Genomic DNA, 17,513 nt, shown 5'->3' with positions numbered 1-17,513 from the left:
TTGCTGCACGGAATGACCGGATGGCCCCGCAGCAGCGGACCACCGCCACCGGGTGACGGTGGTCCGCGCCGAAGGGGTCAGTCGCCGACGCCGAGGGCGGTCAGAAACACCAGCACGACGGTTGTCACAGCGAATACACCGTGAGCGGCGACGACGGCCACGGGAAAGTGCCTTTCGGGAGGCTCGGCCGTTCCCGTGGAACGCCCCTGGTAAATGGGGATCCAGCGCAGCAGCATCGTGAATCCGAGCAGCGCGACCGGGATCAGCAGCACGAACGCGATCCAAGCCAGCGCCGTGCTGTCGACGACGAGGTACACGATCCAGACGATCAGTCCGGCGACCGCGAGCAAGAAGTGACCGAACAGCACCGGGGCAGGCAGCTGGGTCGAATTCGGCTGGCGGGTGCCGCCCTTGGCGATCCAGGTGCCGAGCAGGAAGAACCCGCCGCCCGCGGTGAGCAACCAGAAGATCAGTGCGGCGATGCCCATGGTGTACCTCCTGATATTGGGAAGGGATTCAGCGTGTGAAGCCGTCTGCCTGGGCGGCCTCGTCGGCGACACGGACGCCGTACCGATAAGCGAGCTTGCCCCCGAGATACCCGGAAACCGCCAAACTCACCAAAGCCACCACCGACAGCGCCAGCGGCCCGGCCGGGACCGGGCGCGCGGTGTCGGCGCCCTGCCGCCATACGAAGCCGATCGCGTAGGCGACGGTCACCAGCAGGTTGAGCGTCATGTGCAGCAAGCCGGTGCGGAAGGCGGGCGTACCGGTCGGGATCGCGAGCAGATCGAGGAATCCGATCGTTGCGGCGGCCAAGGCGCCGAGCACACCGATCGCGATCAGCCACGACGACCCCTTGACCAGGAACTCCGGATCGTCGACCAGCCGGGACGCGATATCGAACACCAGACTGGCGACCCAGGCGCCGATCGGGACGGTGACCAGGATCGGATGGAAAGGATGCCCGTAGGGACCGGCCAGCGCGGCGGTCACCGGCCGCTTCGCCTGCCGCGGGTCGCCGGTCATGGCGCACCTCCACCGAGGTCGCTCGTCTTCGCATCGGCCGGCCGGCCACGGAGCCGAGGCTCGGCGACGGTCGGCCGAGTCGTTACACGCCGCCGATGGCCGACGGATATCGCTCTTGTGTGTGCGGGAATTGTGCATCGATTACGGTAGTCCACGAAGTGGACGTACCACCGTACGAAAATTGCACACCCCCGTGCGGGAAAGACGCACCGAGCGCCGTCGAGCCGAATTACCGGCCGGTTGCGGCTGATCTTTTCCTGTTTCTGGAGCGGGCTACGACATCATCGGAAGCATCGGCATCGGCATGTTGGGGAACATGTTGTTCCACATGTCGCGAATCATCCCCATCATCTGACCCATCACGGTAGTTCACCTCCCTTCCGGTGATTTCCGAAAAGCGGATCAGCCCGTCGGGCGCGATGGCGTGCGACACGGCGAAACACCGGCGAAAGCATCCGGGGAACGGTTTCTGGACTTTTGCCCGGATGACTACCGGCGTACACGTGTCGCTCCTCGGCTCGACAGCTATATACAGGATACGCCGCGCAAAGGTGACCGAAACACGCCAACGGAATGGGCGGATTTTCCGAACCGCCGAGTTCGCCGCTATTCACGCGGTTCGAAACCGGCGCTCCTGGTGTCCGTATACCGGCGGCGGCGCCGGTACGTCCGCTGCCGCTGTGGGCACGACTTCGCGGCACCGCACAGAGCCGATCATCTGATCTCCGGGCTGCCTCGTGCGGCCGGGCGCCGGTTCGTGATTTCCAATTGACGCACCGTGGCCGCCTCCAGAGTGCTCGCCTGGACCTCGTCCAAGCGCCCGCACAGACGTCCCCAGTGCACCGCTACCCGCTCCCCCACCCCGACGTCCGGCAGCGCCGCGTACCCGTCCACCCGGATCGGCACCGACCGCGCCGATTCCGCCGACAGCGCGAGACGTTCCCCGTCCCAGCTCAGCCCACGACAGCGCAGCACGACCTCGCCGCCGGCGCGGTCGAGCACCGTTCCCCAGGTGATCCGGCAGTTGTCGAGCACGCGCAAGGGATGCTCGCTGCCGTGCCGCAGCAGCCGCGACCACGGGTACACGCCGAAGACGTGGAAGCAGTGATTGGCGGCCGCCTCCTCGGCCAGCCCCGGTGTCAGATGCGTCCAGTAACCGCCCGCGACCGGGCCGAGCAGATCCAGCAGTTCGGCGGTGAACTCGCGGGCGTCCAGGTCGGCGCCGACACCGCCGCCCAGCCAGTAGGACTCGACGAGCCTGCGGTCCAGCGGGTCGGCGATGCCGGTCATCCGCGCCATCACGCGCAGATACGGCCATGCTCCGGTGAACCGGCGCGCCACCGCGCGCACCTGCTCGTCGGAGCCGTCGCGCAGGGCCGCCGCGTCGGGCGGCCCGCAGTAGCCGAGCCGATTGGGGGCGTAGGCGTACCGGGCGAACATCTCCGCTCCGCTGGCCGCCATCAGCACGGCCCTCCGCCGGCGCGGCCGGTGGACCATCGCTGCTCGATGCGGCCGAATCGCCACACCCCGACGGCGACCGCCCAGGTGAGCAGGAACAGCCCGGCGATCACGAAACCCATGGCCCCCAGATCCAGCCCGCCGACCCAGGCCAGCGGTCCGTCGGCGATGCCGAATTCGTCGGCCAGCCAGGAGATCATCTCCTGCGCGCCGATCAGCAGCGCCACCGCCACCGACAAACCGGTGACGACGATGTTGTAGTAGACCGTGCGCAGCGGCCCGGCGAACGCCCATCCGTAGGCGTAGTTCATGAACGCGCCGTCCAGCGCGTCCAACAGTGTCATGCCCGCCGAGAACAGCACGGGCAGCACGAGTATCGCGTACCACGGCAGGTCGGTCGCCGCCGCGCCGCCCGCGATCACCAGCAGGCTCACCTCGGTGACGGTGTCGAAGCCGAGGCCGAACAGCAGCCCGACGGGGTACATCTGCCACGGCGCGCGCACCGCCTTGGTCAGCGGCCCGATCACCCGCTGCAAGGCGCCGCGGTCGTGCAACCGCTGCCGTAACGCGGCCTCGTCGTAGCTGCCGCGGCGCATCCCACGGAACACCCGCCAGATGCCGATCAGCGACACCAGGTTCAGCGCCCCGATGACGAGCAGGAAAGTGCCGGAGACGCCGGTGCCGAACAGGCCGGTCCACCGTTGCAACCCGGAGTTCTCGTCGCGCAGGTCGCCGGCCAGCGCTTTGACGCCGAACGCCAGCAACGCCACGAGCACGAAGACGATGGTGGAGTGCCCGAGGGAGAACCAGAATCCGGTCGACAGCGGACTGCGCCCGTCCGCGATCAGCTTGCGGGTGGTGTTGTCGATCGCGGCGATGTGGTCGGCGTCGAACGCGTGCCGCATCCCCAGCGTGTAGGCGGTGACGCCGAGGCCGACGCCGAACACCGCGCCGTCCACCGTGTATCCGCCGGGGACCACGAGCAGCAGCAGCGCCGACCACCCGAGGACGTGCAAGGCGACGACGACCGCCGCCATCCCCGCGACGTCGCGCCGCTGCCGCCCGCCCAGCGGGGCACGCGACGTCGCAGGCGCGTCGGCGATCCGAACGATGATCCACACCTCGCCTTCTGCGTCCCCGCGTCAGCAGATCCGCGGCAACTGCTCGCCCGCGGGCAGATCCACCACCCGCGTACCGCCGAGTGCGGTGCGGGCGACCACCATGCCGGGATGTTCGGCGACGCATCGGCCGATCACGGCGGCCTGTGCGCCCAGCGGATGTTCCCGCATCGCCGCGAGCACGCGATCGGCGTCCTCGGGCGCGACGAACGCCAGCAACTTGCCCTCGTTGGCCACGTACATCGGGTCGAGTCCGAGCAGCCCGCACGCGTCGCGCACGCCGGCGGGCACCGGGAGCTGCCGTTCGTCCAAGGCCACACCGACTTCGGCGGCGCGGGCGATCTCGTTGAGCGAGGCCGCGACGCCGCCGCGGGTGGGGTCGCGCAGCACGTGCACGTCGGCGCCGGTGGCCAGCATCGCCGCGACCAGACCGTGCAGCGGCGCGGTGTCGCTGAGCACGGTGGTGCCGAACTCCAGTCCCTCCCGGCAACTGAGCACCGCGACACCGTGCACGCCGATCTCGCCGCTGACCAGCACGACGTCGCCCGGGGTAGCGCGCTGCGGCCGGATGTCCACCTCCGGGGCGACCACGCCGATCCCGGCCGTGTTGATGTAGATCCCGTCGCCGTGCCCGGCGTCGACCACCTTGGTGTCCCCGGTGACCAGCTGGACCTCCGCGGCCAGCGCGGCGGTGCCGACCGCCTGGGCGACGCGCGCGATGTCGGCCAGCGCGGTGCCCTCTTCCAGGATGAACGCGGTGGACAGCACCATCGGGCGCGCGCCGGACATGGCCAGATCGTTCACCGTGCCGTTGACCGCGAGTTCGCCGATCGTGCCGCCCGGGAACACCAGCGGTTTCACCACGAACGAATCGGTGGAGAAGGCCAGCCGCGCGCCGTCGAGCGTGACCACCGCGGAATCTGTCAGATCCGCGTTCGCGGCCGGACCGAACGCGGGCAGGAACAGGTGCTCGATCAGCTCGCCGGACATCGCGCCGCCGCCGCCGTGTCCCATCACGATGTTCGGCGAATCCCGCAGCGGCATCGGGCAGACCCAGCCCTCCATGTCGATCGTCACGGGGGCGGTGCCTTCCTCAGGCATGAGCCACCTCCGCGGGCAGATCCAGGCGCCGGTACAGGTAGTAGGCGGCGCACGCGCCTTCGGAGGACACCATGGTGGCGCCCAACGGATTACGCGGCGTGCACTCCTTGCCGAAAGCGGCGCACTCGTGCGGCTTGATCAGCCCTTGCAGCACCTCGCCGGAGCGGCAGATGGTCGATTCGGCGGTGTGCAGGTCGCCCACGGCGAAGCGGTGTTCGGCGTCGAACTCGCGATAGCGCTCCGACAGGCGCCAGCCGCTGTTCGGGATCACGCCGATGCCGCGCCAGCCCCGGTCGGTGACCTCGAAGACGTCTTGCAGCATGGCTTTCGCCGCGGGATTGCCCGCCGCGGACACCGCGCGAGGGTAAGCGTTCTCCAGCTCGTGCCTGCCCGACTCCAATTGCAGCACGGTGCGGCGGATGCCCTCGAGGATGTCCAGCGGCTCGAATCCGGTGACCACCATCGGCACCTTGTACTGCTCGGCCAGCGGCGGGTACTCGTCGGTGCCCATCACCGTGCAGACGTGCCCGGCGGCGAGGAACCCCTGCACCCGGCAGGTCGGCGACTCCATGATCGCGGCGATGGCGGGCGGGACCAGCACATGCGACACCAGCAGCGAGAAATTCCCGATGCCGAGCCGCTCGGCCTGGTAGACCGTCATCGCGTTGGCCGGAGCCGTGGTCTCGAAGCCGATGCCGAAGAACACGACCTCGCGGTCGGGATTCTCCTTGGCCAGGTTCAGCGCGTCCAGCGGCGAGTACACCACCCGGACGTCGCCGCCCTCGCTCTTCACCCGGAACAGGTCCTTGGAGCTGCCCGGCACCCGCAGCATGTCGCCGAACGAACAGAAGATCACGCCCGGTCGCGCGGCGATCTCCAGTGCCTTGTCGATCACCTCCAGCGGGGTGACGCAGACCGGGCAGCCGGGGCCGTGGATCATCTCGATCTGGTCGGGCAACAACTGGTCGATGCCGTGGCGGATGATCGAGTGCGTCTGTCCGCCGCAGACCTCCATGATCGCCCAGCGGCGGCTGGTCGTGGCGCGGATGCGATCGAGCAGGCGCTGGGCCAGCTCGGGGTTGCTGAATTCGTCCAGATACTTCATGACCGGTCCTCCGGTTCCTCCCGTGACGGCTCGGCGGCGGGATTGTCCAGGCCCGCCTGCTTCGCGGCGATGGCGAAACCGTCGCCGAATTCCTCGTTCAGTACGCCGAGGTGCTCGAACTCGGCCAGGGTCCGCAGCGCGGACTCCTCGTCCAGACGCTGGATGGCGAAACCGACGTGGACCACGACGTAGTCGCCGACCGCCGCGTCCGGGATGTATTGCAGGCACACGTCCTTGTGCACGCCGCCGAAGTCGACGACCGACATCAGCGTGCCGTCCCGCTCGTGCAGGCTGAGCACTTTGCCTGGTACCGCAAGACACATCGTTGTTCTCCTTCGCTCATCCCTCGCTGCACGCGAGGAGTTGCCCGAACGCGAGGCCGCCGTCGTTGGGCGGCAGGCGGTGGTGGGTGATCACGGTGAACCCGTTGTCGCGCAGCAGCGCACACGATCGCGCGAGCAGCAGGGCGTTCTGGAAGACGCCGCCGGACAGGGCGACGACCGTCCCCGAAGTGGCGTAGCGAGCCGCGAGGTCGAGCACCAGCCGAGCGACGGCGGCGTGGAAGCGCGCGCCCACCACCTGCGGGGGCGCGCCCGCACGAACATCGGCGACCACATCCGCGATCACCGGTGCGGGATCGATAGCGGCGGGATCGCCGTCCACGAGCGAGAATCGGTAGGCGGTGTCGCCGTCCGGCACGGCGCGCGAGAGCCCTTCCAGCTCGATCGCCGCCTGGGCTTCGTAGTCGACGACGTGCCGCACGCCGCACAGCGAGGACACCGCGTCGAACAACCGGCCCATGCTCGAGGTGGGCGCGCAGCCGAGGCCGGTGCGGAACTGGTGGGCCAGCACGGAACGCTCCGCGGGCGGGCACGCCGCGACCGCGGGAATGTCCTCGCGCCAGTCGATCCCGGCCGCGCGTAGATGAGCCAGCGCCATGCGGTAGGGCCTGCGCACGGCGAGATCGCCACCCGCGAGCGGCACGTACTTCAGGTGCGCCAGACGACGGTAGCCCTTGTATCCGGCCAGCAGGACCTCACCGCCCCACACGGCCGCATCCGGCCCGTACCCGGTGCCGTCGAAGGCGATGCCGACGACTTGGTCGGTGGCGCCGAGTCCGTGCTCGCCCATGACGGCGGCGATGTGCGCGTGATGGTGCTGGACGGTGTACAAGGGGCGCTCGCCCGCGTGCCTGCGCGCCCAGGCGGTGGAACGGTAGGCGGGGTGCGCGTCGGCGACCAGCTGCGCGGGGCGGACCCCGGTGAGTTCGCCGAGGTGGCGCTGGGCGGCGTCGAAGGAGCGCAGCGTCGCCAGGTCGTCCATGTCGCCGATGTGCTGGCTCAGCCAGGCGTAGCGGCCGTCGGCCATCGCGCAGGTGTTCTTCAGGTCGGCGCCGACGGCCAGCGTCGGCGGCAGCGGCACCGGGAGCAGCAGCGGCAGCGGCGCGTAGCCGCGCGAGCGCCGGACGGGCAGTTCCCGGCCGTCCAGGCAGCGCACCACCGAGTCGTCGCAGGGCACGAGGATGCGCCGGTTGTGCGACAGCCAGCCGTCGGCCAGACCGGCAAGGCGGGTGCGGGCGTCGTCGTCCTGGTAGCAGATCGGCTCGCCGCCGAGATTGCCGGAGGTCATCACGAGCACCTGCGGGCCGGGCGGGTCGCCGGGCAGCCCGAACAACAGCAGGTGCAGCGGGGTGTAGGCGAGCATGACGCCCAAGTCCGGGTTGCCGGGCGCCACCGAGGGCGCGGGCACCGGGTCGCGGCGCACGGACGCCGAGTCGTACCCGCTCGAAGGGCGTGCGTCGCGCGGCGAGCGTCGAGCCAGCAGCACGATGGGGCGTGCCGGGCTGGTCAGCAGCTTCGCGGCGGCATCGTCGACAGTGACGACGGCCCGTGCCGTGGCCAGATCCGGCACCATGACGGCAAAGGGCTTGTCACCGCGGCGTTTACGACGCCTGAGCTCCGCGACGGCCGGCTCGTTCGTGGCGTCGCAGGCGAGGTGGTATCCGCCGATGCCTTTGACCGCGAGGATGCCGCCCTCGCGCAGCAGTCGCCGCGCGGCCGTCAGCGGCGCGCCGGCTCCCGGGCCGGTATAGGCGAGCGTGGGTCCGCAGTCCGGGCAGGCGATCGGCTGCGCGTGGAAGCGGCGGTCGGCGGGATCGGCGTATTCGCCGGCGCACCGGTCGCACATGGCGAAGTCGGCCATCGACGTGCGCTCGCGGTCGTAGGGCAAGCTCGCGATGATGGTGAAGCGCGGGCCGCAGTTGGTGCAGTTGACGAACGGGTGGCGATAACGGCGATCGCGCGGATCGCGCAGTTCGCGTTCGCAATCGGCGCAGATCGCGACATCGGGCGAGGCGAGCGTGCGACCGCCGCCCTCGCGCGTGCTGCCCGCGATGTGGAATCCGGTGCCGCCGCGCGCCGGGATGTCGGCCTGCTCCACCGACTCGACCACCGCCAGCGGCGGCGGCCGCAGGCGCAGCCGCCGGGTGAACTCGTCCAGCTCCCTCGGCGCTCCTTCGATCTCGATGACCACGCCGTCGCTGTCGTTGCTCACGCTGCCGGACAAAGCGAGTTCGGCGGCGGTGGTGTAGACGAACGGCCGGAACCCGACGCCTTGGACCACACCGCGCACCAGCAGACGCCGCCGCAGCCGCGCCGTGCTCATGGCAGGTCTCCGCGTTGCAGGAGACGCAGCCCGCTCAGCGCCGCCTCGGCCCCGGCCTCGTCGGTCTTCTCCACCGCGAAGCCCATGTGGATGATCACCCAGTCACCCGGCCGGGCCGGATCCCCGTCCAGCAGGCCGATATTCACCTTCCGCTGCTCGCCGGACACCTCGACCAGCGCGATCTGGTCGTGATAGCCGTCGGGGATCGCCAGCACTCGTCCCGGGATGCCCAGACACATCGTCAGTCCTCCTGTCGCGCTGTGGCCCGCGGACGCGGGGAGCCGTCGGATACCGCGGTGGGCAGGAACGCTGCGAGCACCTCACCGACGGCGGCGACCGCCTCCGGCACCGCCGCGGCGACCGGCGCGGACAGGCCGATGCCCTCTTCCACGCAGGCGACCTGGCAGCCGATCACCACCGTGGGCGGTAGCACGCCGCCCAGCGCGCGCACCCCCGCGAAGACGGCGTCCGGGCTCATCGCGTGGGCGTCGAGCTGTGCGCCGGTGTCCTCCGGTTCGGCGCCGAACACCTCGATCCGGCCGGGCGCGCCGCGGTCGGGCAGCGCGTCGATCAACAGCAGCGCCGCCCAGGGGTCTAGCAGGTCGTAGGCCAGATGCATGCCGCGGATGCCGTAGTCCACCGCGCGCACGCCGGGGTCGGGGTGGCGCGGCAGCCTGCGCACCACCTCGGGTCCGAATCCGTCGTCGCCGAGGAAGATGTTGCCGATCCCGGCGATCAGCACCGCGGCCGTCGGGTCACCCCTCTTCCTCGGTGGGCGTGGTCGCGCCGCCGACCCGCGCGTCGTCGACCTTTCCGGTCGCCGTCTCGCCGGGGGCGTTGGCGGTGTCCTTGCGCTCGTCGTAGGGCGGTGCCGCCGCTTCGGTGCCGGGCGGGGCTTGCGAGGTGAACTCGGTGCCCTTCTTGACGTCGTCCGAATGCGCGGAGCGCATCTCCTCGTGATCGATGTGCCCCGGTTCCCGTTCCGCCGGGCCTGCGGCCGCGACGCTCGCACCCGCGTCGCGCGAACCAGGCGCGCCACGTGCCGATTGCGGCTCTTCGCGATGTTCACCCATGATGCTTCCTCTCCGATCCCCCGCTACATGTGCCGGATCTTCAGGTATCGCCGCAGGTCCGGGATCGACCGCACGCCGAGATACACCCCCGCCGCCACCAGCACGGCGACGACGGTCGTCGAGACCACTCCCACGGTTTCCATTGCGGACTTCCTTTCATTCCTCGGTGCCGCCGAGCGGCTCCAGTTCGTCGGGCGCGAAATACAGGTAGCGCCCGTACCATTCGTGCAGCTCGGCCGCCGGATCGGCATCCAGAACCACCCCGACGTGCGCCTGCCCGTCGACGTCCTGGTGCACGGAGACGACCCGCGCGCACTGCCCGTCGAAGAACAGATCCTGGGCGTCGGCCCGCCGCGCGGGATGCAGCCGGACGCGGCTGCCCTTGCGGACCAGCGCGCCCGCGACCGGCACGGCGTCGAGGTCAGGGCGAACGGCGCCGTCGGCCAGCGGGTCCCACCAATCGACGCCTTCGGGGACCTCCGGGATCAACCCGGGACCTTCGGCGTGCGGGTCGCGCAGCACGCCGTGCAGCTGCCGCATCGCGTCGGGCGACATGGCCTCGCACCGGTCGATGATCTCCGCCGCGCGCGGGTCGGTGGCCCGGGCCCGCGCCTTCTCCGCGTCGGTCATGGTGAGGATGCGCAGCGTGAGGATCTCGTCGATCTCGGTGGAGTCGAACAGCGCGCCTTCGCTCTGCTCCGCGATCTCCGGATGGTCGTAGAGGATGATCGGCGAGATGAGCACCACGCTGTGATCGCCGGGCGGCCCCGCGAGCACCGGGAAGCAGCGGTATCGGTCGCAGCGGGCGGCCGCCGCGGTGGCGTCGGGCGGCGGTTCCAGCAGGGAGACGAACTGGCCGCCGATGATCTCCGCGATGACGTGCGCGCCGATCAGCGAGCGGGCGATGGCGTCGCGCTTGTCGGTCGCGGGCGCGCCGACGTTGCGCAGGACGACCGTCAGCCGCAGGAAGCCGTCGTCGCGGTCGGCGGCGAGTTCGAGCTCGCCCGCCAGCGGCAGCCGGGTCCGCACGAACGTGCCGGGCGCGGGGACGGCGGCCATGGCGATCCGCTCGGCGTCGCAGCCGCCCGGGATGTCGAGCGGGTGGACCAGACGCCCGGGCGCGACGGGGCCGACGGTGATCTCCTGCTCGACCGCCTCGTCCCAGGACAGCCACGACCGCGCGCCGTCGGTCAGCTCCGCCACGGGCGTGCCGTCCTCGTCCACCACTTGCCGGCGCTGCAGTTGCAGGAACCGCACGGTCACGGTGAGTTCGGGATACTCGCCCGGATCGATCAGGCACTGGGCCGACAGCGTCGACTCCTCGCCGATGCCGGCCGCGGCGGCCCCGGGCGGCCCGAGCACGCCGAACTGCCAGCGCGACTGGTTCTTGCGCGCGTCGGCACGGTAGGGATAGAGCAGATAGCCCTCGTAGAGCACCGCGTCGGCCACGGCGCGGGCGCGGGCGCGTGCTTGCGTGGTCGTCACGGCGTCTCCTCGGCGCTGGTCAGCAGGCGGGTCACCGCGTCGTCGAAGCCGGGAAGGCCATGGCTGGATTTGTAGCCGGCCAGCGCGCGGAGCGTGTCGTTGTGCAGCCGCACCCACCCGGTATTGGGGAAGTACGCGTCCATCAGGCCCTGCCATACCGACACCGGCATCGCGAACTTGTCCTCGCGGTCCCACGGGATCTGCTGGATGGCGAATCCGGTCGTGCCACGGATGAAGACCGTCCCGCTGAACAGGAACAGCAGCGGAACCACGCCCTCGCGCAACGCGTGCAGGTACTTCGATCCGGTCACCTCGAAGTCGTAGGTGCACGGCATCGGCAGGTCCACCTGGGCGCCGCCGGTGAAGCTCGGCACCATGGTGGCGCAGTGCATCCACAGGAACGAACGCTGGGTCTCGTGCCACCGTTCGCGCGGACCGAACAGATCGACCAGCCCCGCGGCCTCCTCGTCGGAGTAGCCGCGGCGGAACGGCTCGATGCGCACCTGCGCGCGCAGGGCGATGGCGTGCACCGGTTCCTCGGCGAGCGCGGCGATGCCGACGCGCGCGGACAGGATCGGCGCGACGGCGTACGGCTCGGGTTTGATCTCGAGCACCGCGAACGTCGTCGAGTACACCGGGCTCATGCCGCACCACCGGCTCTCGCGCGCGCCGACGCCTCGGCGAAGAACTGCTCCAGATACCGGTGCACGTCCTGGCCGCCGTCGAATCCGTGCCACAGCAGCCGCATCCGGCCGACGAACTCATAGCAGGCGTCGATCGGCAGCAGCAGGCACGCCGCCCGCTCGGTGCGGCGGTCGGGCACCCGGATGAGCAGCGCTTCCACATCGGGAGCGAGCACGTCCAGCTCGGGATGCCGGTCGAGAATCGAATTCCATTGTTCCAGTGGCAATTCCGACTCCGTCGCGCCTGCGGGCCCTGGATAGAACGCCACCGTCCGGTCCAGCGCGGAATTGCGGAAGAAGAACGCCAGACTCACCGGGATGTCCAGCGCGTCCCATTCCGCCCGGCTGATCGTGAAATCGGGGAACGCGAGATACCGGTCCGGCACCGCCCGATAGCGCAGCTCCGCCTTCTGGTCGACGAACAACAGGTAGCAGCCACGGCACACGCACATCAGCTGTCTGCCTTCGACGTTCACCACATGCTGGTGCCGCTCGGCGATGGGCTCCACGCACATCTCGCACCGCTCGCCGGGCCTTGGGGCGGGCCCGCGATCGGCGGCGATCCGCCGCAGCGCGCGAAACGGTGTGCTCACCCGCCGACCTCCGCCGGCACCGCCACCGACAGTTCGCCGGAGCGCACGAGCACGGGCAGCGGTTCGAGATGCCCGTCGCCGTCGACCCTGGCGCCGGCGTGCACCACGTCGTAGTGCGCCCGGCAAGTCGGGCACCGCAGCACCGCGTCACCGGCCGGGAAACCCACGCGCCGCTCCAGCGCCGCACCCGCGAGCGAGCGCTCGCACGCCGGGCAGTGGTCGCGGTAGGCGTACAGCTGCTCGCCAACCCGGCAGGCGAGCACGGTCAGCCCGGCGAGGGCGAAGCCACCCACCTCCCCCGCGCCGAGTTCGGCCAGTTCGGGGACCGCGACCCAGCTGCCGGACCGCGCACCGTCCGCCCGCACGCGTGAGAACAGCGAGTCGGCGGAGATCACCCCCGCCGACTCGGTCCGCGCGGCGACGACTTCAATGGACTCGATCTCCGGCGCGGCCGCCCGCACCGCGTCCTCCACGGCCAGTTCGAGCGTCACCGACGAGGACGGACAGCTCTTGCAGCTACCCGCCAGCTCCAACCGGACCACGCCGTCGGCGACGTCGACCAGATGGACGTCGCCGCCGTGGGATCCCAGATACGGACGCACGCTGTCCAGCGCGTTCGCCACGCGGGTGGTCACATCGTGCGGATGCAACCCGTGGACCAGCAGCAGACTCGCGACCAGATCGTCGCGGGCCAGCCGCTCGACCGCCGCGTCGTCGAGCAGCTCGAGCACGCGGGTCAGTCCCGCGCCGTAGAGTCCGACCAGTTCGCGCACCAGTTGCTCCGCGCGTTCGCGGGCGAGCGCGCCGCCCGCCGAACTCGCTTCCAGCAAGGTCTCGATGCGATCACCGGCTTCGCGCCACCGGGAGTCGTCGAGCGTCGCGTCGTCCCGGCCGTCCGGGCGATCCTCCACCGTCACCTCCGGGTCGTTTCGCCCGACGCGGACTCACTCGGGTGTGAGCGTCTGCGTCGGTGAGTGCAGCTTCTCCAGCGTCTTGCCCTTGCCGAGGTACATGTGCACGCCGCACGGCAGGCAGGGATCGAAACTGCGCACGGTGCGCATGACGTCGATGCCCTTGAAGTGCTCGCGGTCGTTCTCCTCGAAGATCGGCTGGCCCTGCACCGCGTCTTCGTAGGGTCCCGGTGTGCCGAAGCTGTCGCGTGGGCTCGCGTTCCACGGCGTCGGCGGATACGGGTGGTAGTTCGCGATCTTGCCGTCCCGGATCACCATGTGATGCGACAGCACGCCGCGCACCGCCTCGGTGAAGCCGCAGCCGATGCCCTCTTCCGGTACCTCGAACTTCTCCCAGGTCTTGGTGTGGCCCGCCCGGATCTCCGCCATCGCCTTCTCCGCGAAGTGCAGCGCGCAGGCCGCCGCGTACGCCTGGAAATAGGTGCGCGCGCGGTTGCGCTCGAGGGTGTTGCTGCCGTGCACCGGAATCTTCCACTCCAGCGTCACCGGACCTTTGAGCGCGGTCTTGGGCAGGTTGATCTGCACGCTGTGCCCGGTGGCCTTGACGTAGCCGATGTCGATCAGGTTCGCCAGCGCCGTCGACCACAGCCGAGCCAGCGGACCGCCGCCGGTGTCCAGGGAGAGGTAGTCGGTGCCGTCGAACCAGCGCGGCGACATGACCCAGCTGTACTTCTCGTCCAGGTCGCGTTTCTGCGGCCGGGGATTGGTGTGCTGGTTCCAGGGATGGCGCCGGTCCACCGGGTTGCCCAGCGGATCGGTCTTGACGAACATCTCCTGATCGGTCCAGTCCTCGTAGTACGAACTGCCCAGCAGGATCCGCAGACCCAAGTTGATGTCGACCAGGGAGGTGGTCAGCAGCTTGCCGTCGACCACGACGCCGGGGGTCACGTACATCTTGCGGCCCCAGTCGGCCATGTCCTTGTACTCGAAGTTGCAGACCTCCGGGTCCTGGAAGGAGCCCCAGCAGCCGAGCAGCGTGCGGCGCAGACCGACCTTCTCGTACCCCGGCATCGCTTCGTAGAAGAAGTCGAACAGGTCGTCGTGCATCGGCACGACCTTCTTCATGAACTCCACGTAGCGCATCAGCCGGGACAGGTAGTCGGTCATCAACTGGATGGTCGCGACCGTGCCCGGCCCACCGGGATACAGCGTGGACGGATGGACGTGCCTGCCCTCCATCAAGCAGAACATCTCCCGGGTGATCCGGCTGACCTGCAACGCCTCCCGATAGAACTCACCGGTGAACGGGTTGAGCGCACGCATGATGTCCGCGACGGTGCGATACCCGTGGTCGCCCGCGTGCGGGGCCTCGGTGTTCTCCGCCCTGGCCAGCACGCCGGGGTTGGTCTCGGAGACCATCTTCTCGCAGTAGTCCACGCCGACCAGGTTCTCCTGGAAGATGTTGTGGTCGAACATGTACTCGGCGGCCTCGCCCAGGTTGACCACCCACTCGCCGAGGTGCGGCGGACGCACGCCGTAGGCCATGTTCTGGCAGTAGCACGAACAGGTGGCGTGGTTGTCGCCGCAGATACCGCAGATGCGGCTGGTGATGAAGTGCGCGTCGCGCGGGTCCTTGCCCTTCATGAAGATCGAGTAGCCGCGGAAGATCGAGGAGGTGCTGTGGCACTCGACCACTTCCCGATTCTCGAAGTCGATTTTCGTGTAGATGCCGAGGCTGCCGACGATGCGGGTGATCGGGTCCCACGCCATCTCGACGAGGCGGTCCGGCTCGATCGTCTTGTGCGACGGCTCCGGGATGATCCGGGTCATCAGAGAACCTCCTACCAGGTGCGGGTCGCGCCGGTCTCCAGCTTCCGGCCCCGGTGCCGCCAGTGCGGCTCCTTGTCGACCGTGCGCCCGGTGATGTGACGGAGGCTGCGGATCACCGATCCGTAGAGCCCCGATGCGGTGGACGAGAACTTCCCGCCGGGTGGTTCGTCCATGAACGGCATGAACTTGTCCGGGAAGCCCGGCATGGTGCAGCCGATGCAGATGCCGCCCACGTTCGGGCAGCCGCCCAAGCCGTTGATCCAGCCACGCTTGGGCACGTTGCACTTGACCACGGGCCCCCAGCAGCCGAGTTTCACAATGCATTTCGGCGAGCCGTACTCGGTGGCGAACTCACCTTGCTCGTAGTAGCCCGCGCGGTCGCAGCCCTCGTGCACGGTGGCCCCGAACAGCCACTTGGGCCGCAGCGCGTCGTCGAGGGGGATCATCGGCGCCTGGCCGGTCGCCATGTAGAGCAGATAGGTGAGCGTCTCGGACATGTTGTCCGGTTGGATGGGGCAGCCGGGCACGCAGACGATCGGGATACCGGCCTTGCTCTTCCAGTCCCAGCCGAGATAGTCCGGCACGCCCATCGCGCCGGTCGGGTTGCCCGCCATCGCGTGGATGCCGCCGTAGGTCGCGCAGGTGCCCGCCGCGACGATGGCCGTGGCCTTCGGCGCGAGCCGGTCGAGCCATTCGCTGGTCGTCATGGGCTGGCCGGTGGCGGGATTGTTGCCGAACCCGCACCAGTAGCCCTCCTTCTTGATCTGTTCGTTCGGGATCGAGCCCTCGACCACCAGCACGAACGGTTCCAGTTCCCCGCGGTCGGCCTTGAAGAACCACTCCAGGAAGTCGTCCGCACCGCCGTTGGGACCGCACTCGAAATCGATCAGCGGCCAGTGCACGGCGATCTTGGGCAGACCGGGGAGCGCGCCGAGGGCGATCTCTTCGATGCTCGGCTGCGTGGCCGCCGTCAAGGCGACCGAGTCACCGTCACAACTGAGGCCCGCGTTGATCCACAGCACATGGATCAGGGTCTCTTCGGCTCGTACTGCTTCCTGAGTGGGCATCTCGCCACCTCCCGCAGCGGACCACGGGGGGCCGGATCTCACCTTTCTCGAAGAAGGGGTCACCCGCAGCTGTGATCCTGATCACCTCACTCTAAGCGCGCCCGGCAGCATCCTCAAGAGCCGCCGTACCCGCCGCGCGACGCTCATCGGCAAGCCAGTCGTACCAGGTAGACAGTCCTTCTCCGGTGCTGACCGACAGCGGCAGGACTTCGACGCCGGGGTGTATCGAACGGATGTATTCCCGGCATCGATCCAGGTCGAAATCGACATACGGCAGCAGGTCGGTCTTGTTCACCAGCACCAGTCCCGCGGCCTGGAACATGTGCGGATACTTCAGCGGTTTGTCGGTCCCCTCGGTCACCGAGATGACCACTACCTTCGCCCGCTCCCCCAGATCGAACAGCGCGGGGCAGACCAGGTTGCCGACGTTCTCCACGAACAGCAGCGTGCCCGGCGCGGGGTCGAGCGTCTCCAGGGCGCGATACATCATCTCGGCGTCCAGGTGGCATCCCGCGCCGGTGTTGACCTGCACCACCCGGCACCCCGTCGCCTCGATCCGTTCGGCGTCCAGCAATGTCGCCTGGTCCCCCTCGATCACCGCGATCGGAGCCTGGCCCGACTCGCGGATGGTGCGTTCCAGCAAAGTCGTCTTGCCCGCGCCGGGGGAACTGGTCATGTTGAGCGCGACGATGCCGCGCTCGGCCAGCCACGCGCGATTGCGCTGCGCCAGCTCGTCGTTCTTGGCGAGGACCTTCAGCTCGAGGGTGACCGTCTCGGTGGCGGGCACGTGGGCGTGGTCGGCGCCGGAGCCGTGCTCATGCGGGTGCTCGTGGTCCGCATGGGTGTGGTCGTGGCCGTCGGCGTGCTGGTGATCGTGTGGGACGCGGATCAGCGCGGCGGCGTCGTCGCCGCACCCGCAGGTTGCGCACATGCCTCACTCACCTCCATGGATCGGATGCGCAGCTCGCGCCCGGCGCGGATCTCGACATCGGCGCTGCCGCACGGACACAGCGGGATCGGGTCCGGGAGCCGGAACTCGGCGCCGCAGGTGCGGCAGGCCGCCACACCCGGGATCTCCACCAGAACCAGTTCCGCGCCCTCGGCGACCGTCGCCTCGGCCGCGACTTCGAAACAGAACCGCATGGCATCGGGCACGACGGCGCACAGCGCGCCGACCTCGACGGTGACGGAGTGGACCCGCCGGCCCGCCGCGTGCTCACAGACGGCGTCGATGACGCACCGTGTGATGGCCATTTCGTGCATCCCGACCTCGATTCCTCGAGTGGACAACTCGAGGCTACTCCGGGGAAAACCTTCAGCGGGCGAAATCTTCCAGGCTCCCGTTTCCCGCGCCACGCACGGGGCCGGCCAGGATCCCCGCACTGCGGCCGGGATCTCC

The 17,513-nt window shown here is 69.5% G+C and carries 20 protein-coding genes; all 20 read right to left on the bottom strand.

Annotated features, from left to right (window positions below; all coding sequences use genetic code 11):
• Positions 1-77: 77 nt before the first annotated feature.
• The 20 genes from U3653_RS23355 to U3653_RS23265 all read right to left on the bottom strand — a co-directional run bounded on the left by U3653_RS23355 (position 78) and on the right by U3653_RS23265 (position 17,377).
• Positions 78-488, bottom strand: a complete 411-nt coding sequence (locus tag U3653_RS23355; protein ID WP_195082182.1) for a hypothetical protein — start codon at positions 486-488, stop codon at positions 78-80.
• 28 nt (positions 489-516) lie between these two features.
• Positions 517-1,026: a DUF2231 domain-containing protein gene (locus U3653_RS23350; RefSeq protein ID WP_195082181.1), complete on the bottom strand. Its 510-nt coding sequence runs from the start codon at positions 1,024-1,026 to the stop codon at positions 517-519.
• A gap of 714 nt (positions 1,027-1,740) precedes the next feature.
• Entirely contained in the window at positions 1,741-2,487 is a 747-nt protein-coding gene (locus U3653_RS23345; protein WP_323124438.1) for a DUF6390 family protein, read from the bottom strand.
• Entirely contained in the window at positions 2,487-3,599 is a 1,113-nt protein-coding gene (gene nicT, locus U3653_RS23340; protein ID WP_494338310.1) for a Nickel transporter NicT, read from the bottom strand. Before nicT ends, U3653_RS23345 begins: the two co-directional genes overlap by 1 nt.
• A gap of 27 nt (positions 3,600-3,626) precedes the next feature.
• Entirely contained in the window at positions 3,627-4,703 is a 1,077-nt protein-coding gene (hypE, locus tag U3653_RS23335) for a hydrogenase expression/formation protein HypE (protein WP_195082180.1), read from the bottom strand.
• Positions 4,696-5,808: a hydrogenase formation protein HypD gene (gene hypD / locus U3653_RS23330; protein WP_195082179.1), complete on the bottom strand. Its 1,113-nt coding sequence runs from the start codon at positions 5,806-5,808 to the stop codon at positions 4,696-4,698. The genes hypE and hypD overlap by 8 nt, the downstream gene beginning before the upstream one ends.
• Entirely contained in the window at positions 5,805-6,131 is a 327-nt protein-coding gene (locus U3653_RS23325; protein ID WP_195082178.1) for a HypC/HybG/HupF family hydrogenase formation chaperone, read from the bottom strand. Before U3653_RS23325 ends, hypD begins: the two co-directional genes overlap by 4 nt.
• Positions 6,132-6,147: 16 nt before the next feature.
• Positions 6,148-8,472, bottom strand: coding sequence for a carbamoyltransferase HypF (hypF, locus tag U3653_RS23320; RefSeq protein WP_195082177.1), 2,325 nt, complete (start codon positions 8,470-8,472; stop codon positions 6,148-6,150).
• On the bottom strand, positions 8,469-8,711 hold the full coding sequence (locus U3653_RS23315) for a HypC/HybG/HupF family hydrogenase formation chaperone (protein WP_195082176.1): 243 nt from the start codon (positions 8,709-8,711) through the stop codon (positions 8,469-8,471). Before U3653_RS23315 ends, hypF begins: the two co-directional genes overlap by 4 nt.
• A 2-nt stretch (positions 8,712-8,713) precedes the next feature.
• A complete protein-coding gene (locus U3653_RS23310) occupies positions 8,714-9,214 on the bottom strand; it encodes a hydrogenase maturation protease (RefSeq protein WP_195082175.1) in 501 nt (166 codons plus the stop codon).
• A gap of 13 nt (positions 9,215-9,227) precedes the next feature.
• Positions 9,228-9,545 (bottom strand): hypothetical protein, encoded by a 318-nt coding sequence (locus U3653_RS23305; protein WP_195082174.1) that lies wholly within the window; start codon positions 9,543-9,545, stop codon positions 9,228-9,230.
• 23 nt (positions 9,546-9,568) lie between these two features.
• Positions 9,569-9,688, bottom strand: coding sequence for a DUF6893 family small protein (locus tag U3653_RS33335; protein WP_085994907.1), 120 nt, complete (start codon positions 9,686-9,688; stop codon positions 9,569-9,571).
• A 13-nt stretch (positions 9,689-9,701) separates the two neighbouring features.
• The gene (locus U3653_RS23300; protein WP_195082173.1) at positions 9,702-11,030 is read right to left on the bottom strand and encodes a hypothetical protein; all 1,329 of its coding nucleotides are present in this window, start codon (positions 11,028-11,030) and stop codon (positions 9,702-9,704) included.
• Positions 11,027-11,674: a DUF6084 family protein gene (locus U3653_RS23295; RefSeq protein ID WP_195082172.1), complete on the bottom strand. Its 648-nt coding sequence runs from the start codon at positions 11,672-11,674 to the stop codon at positions 11,027-11,029. The genes U3653_RS23300 and U3653_RS23295 overlap by 4 nt, the downstream gene beginning before the upstream one ends.
• Positions 11,671-12,306: a DUF5947 family protein gene (locus U3653_RS23290; RefSeq protein ID WP_195082171.1), complete on the bottom strand. Its 636-nt coding sequence runs from the start codon at positions 12,304-12,306 to the stop codon at positions 11,671-11,673. The genes U3653_RS23295 and U3653_RS23290 overlap by 4 nt, the downstream gene beginning before the upstream one ends.
• A complete protein-coding gene (locus U3653_RS23285; RefSeq protein WP_195082386.1) occupies positions 12,303-13,217 on the bottom strand; it encodes a NifU family protein in 915 nt (304 codons plus the stop codon). Before U3653_RS23285 ends, U3653_RS23290 begins: the two co-directional genes overlap by 4 nt.
• Before the next feature lie 33 nt (positions 13,218-13,250).
• Positions 13,251-15,047 carry a nickel-dependent hydrogenase large subunit gene (locus U3653_RS23280; RefSeq protein ID WP_195082170.1) on the bottom strand — a complete coding sequence of 599 codons (1,797 nt, stop codon included), beginning with the start codon at positions 15,045-15,047 and terminating at the stop codon, positions 13,251-13,253.
• A gap of 11 nt (positions 15,048-15,058) precedes the next feature.
• Entirely contained in the window at positions 15,059-16,114 is a 1,056-nt protein-coding gene (locus U3653_RS23275; RefSeq protein ID WP_067808970.1) for an NADH-quinone oxidoreductase subunit B family protein, read from the bottom strand.
• A 91-nt stretch (positions 16,115-16,205) separates the two neighbouring features.
• Entirely contained in the window at positions 16,206-17,045 is an 840-nt protein-coding gene (hypB, locus tag U3653_RS23270) for a hydrogenase nickel incorporation protein HypB (protein ID WP_195082169.1), read from the bottom strand.
• On the bottom strand, positions 17,003-17,377 hold the full coding sequence (locus tag U3653_RS23265; protein ID WP_195082168.1) for a hydrogenase maturation nickel metallochaperone HypA/HybF: 375 nt from the start codon (positions 17,375-17,377) through the stop codon (positions 17,003-17,005). The genes hypB and U3653_RS23265 overlap by 43 nt, the downstream gene beginning before the upstream one ends.
• Between the last annotated feature and the right edge of the window lie 136 nt (positions 17,378-17,513).

The organism is Nocardia implantans, assembly GCF_035544775.1.
Taxonomy (GTDB): domain Bacteria; phylum Actinomycetota; class Actinomycetes; order Mycobacteriales; family Mycobacteriaceae; genus Nocardia; species Nocardia implantans.
This window is presented reverse-complemented; position numbering and strand designations above follow the sequence as displayed.